Source organism: Pseudomonas sp. EB271-G4-1, assembly GCF_058791355.1.
In genome coordinates this window covers 1,289-2,623 of the sequence record NZ_JBYTEO010000135.1, presented here as the reverse complement: position 1 = coordinate 2,623, position 1,335 = coordinate 1,289, and the positions used below count along the sequence as shown (strand labels likewise).

Sequence of the window (1,335 nt, the reverse complement as noted above, 5' to 3'; positions counted from 1 at the left end):
ATCAAATTGCTTGGGTGTTATATGGTCAAGCCTCACGGGCAATTAGTATTGGTTAGCTCAACGCCTCACAGCGCTTACACACCCAACCTATCAACGTCGTAGTCTTCGACGGCCCTTCAGGGGACTCAAGGTCCCAGTGAGATCTCATCTTGAGGCTAGTTTCCCGCTTAGATGCTTTCAGCGGTTATCTATTCCGAACATAGCTACCCGGCAATGCCACTGGCGTGACAACCGGAACACCAGAGGTTCGTCCACTCCGGTCCTCTCGTACTAGGAGCAGCCCCTCTCAAATCTCAAACGTCCACGGCAGATAGGGACCGAACTGTCTCACGACGTTCTAAACCCAGCTCGCGTACCACTTTAAATGGCGAACAGCCATACCCTTGGGACCGGCTTCAGCCCCAGGATGTGATGAGCCGACATCGAGGTGCCAAACACCGCCGTCGATATGAACTCTTGGGCGGTATCAGCCTGTTATCCCCGGAGTACCTTTTATCCGTTGAGCGATGGCCCTTCCATACAGAACCACCGGATCACTAAGACCTACTTTCGTACCTGCTCGACGTGTCTGTCTCGCAGTCAAGCGCGCTTTTGCCTTTATACTCTACGACCGATTTCCGACCGGTCTGAGCGCACCTTCGTACTCCTCCGTTACTCTTTAGGAGGAGACCGCCCCAGTCAAACTACCCACCATACACTGTCCTCGATCCGGATAACGGACCTGAGTTAGAACCTCAAAGTTGCCAGGGTGGTATTTCAAGGATGGCTCCACGCGAACTGGCGTCCACGCTTCAAAGCCTCCCACCTATCCTACACAAGCAAATTCAAAGTCCAGTGCAAAGCTATAGTAAAGGTTCACGGGGTCTTTCCGTCTAGCCGCGGATACACTGCATCTTCACAGCGATTTCAATTTCACTGAGTCTCGGGTGGAGACAGCGCCGCCATCGTTACGCCATTCGTGCAGGTCGGAACTTACCCGACAAGGAATTTCGCTACCTTAGGACCGTTATAGTTACGGCCGCCGTTTACCGGGGCTTCGATCAAGAGCTTCGCGTTAGCTAACCCCATCAATTAACCTTCCGGCACCGGGCAGGCGTCACACCCTATACGTCCACTTTCGTGTTTGCAGAGTGCTGTGTTTTTAATAAACAGTCGCAGCGGCCTGGTATCTTCGACCGGCGTGGGCTTACGGAGCAAGTCCTTCACCCTCACCGGCGCACCTTCTCCCGAAGTTACGGTGCCATTTTGCCTAGTTCCTTCACCCGAGTTCTCTCAAGCGCCTTGGTATTCTCTACCCAACCACCTGTGTCGGTTTGGGGTACGGTTCCTGGTTAT

1 rRNA gene (running past one end of the window) is annotated in these 1,335 nt (G+C 53.5%); it reads right to left on the bottom strand.

Annotated elements, in window-relative coordinates:
• Window positions 1–21: 21 nt before the first annotated feature.
• Window positions 22–1,335: ribosomal RNA gene (locus AC3WWR_RS30775) — 23S ribosomal RNA — on the bottom strand (it continues 1,260 nt past the right edge of the window).